Origin of the sequence: Bartonella queenslandensis AUST/NH15, assembly GCF_000312585.1 — a bacterium.
Classification (GTDB): Bacteria; Pseudomonadota; Alphaproteobacteria; order Rhizobiales; family Rhizobiaceae; genus Bartonella; species Bartonella queenslandensis_A.
In genome coordinates this window covers 1-650 of sequence record NZ_HE998539.1, presented here as the reverse complement: position 1 = coordinate 650, position 650 = coordinate 1, and the positions used below count along the sequence as shown (strand labels likewise).

Here is a 650-nt window from a genome sequence, read left to right as displayed (position 1 = left end):
CCTTCCAAGATGCGGTTATCTGCGGCATGGGGTGGACAGACACGCGGTTGAATTATGAGGATAATCTTGAGGGAGAGCCGGTTGTCACGCATTTAGATCCTTTAAAAATGGCTTGGGATAGCACTGCGGTGCAACCAAACTTGATCGATGCGCAGCGGCTTTGGTATGTCGATCGTAAACCCTTGGCTGTTGCCAAACAAATGTTTCCGAAGAACCATTGGTCAGAATTGAATGCAGATTGGGCTTGCAATGGAGGTTCAGCTTCAGATGACGGTGTTCATCACAATGATCTTGATGACTACAATGATGAGAAGAGCTTTGACGTCGAAAACGGGCGTCGAATGGTTACGCTTGTGGAATGCCGTTGGTTTGAGAGTGAAGAATTTTATAAAGCGCCTGATCTAGAAACGGGTGAATTGCGTGATTACAATAGGGAAGAATTTGAACATCTTTGCTGTGTGATGCCAGATATTCAAGGAGCCAAGTACAACAAAAAAGTTGTGAGGCGTGCTTTCTTAGGCAAAAAACTGTTATTACCGCCAGATCAACCCTTAGTGCCAGCCGGACAATTGGGATGGGAGTGTATAACGGGGTATTTTGATAAGATCCAGAGACAATTTTATGGGGTTGTGCGTCCTACGAAAGATCCT

At 45.4% G+C, this 650-nt stretch carries 1 protein-coding gene; it reads left to right on the top strand.

Going from position 1 to position 650, the window contains the following annotated elements; translation table 11 throughout:
- Positions 1 to 650: portal protein (locus BN338_RS10745; RefSeq protein WP_039762831.1), on the top strand; the 650-nt coding region annotated here is incomplete at both ends.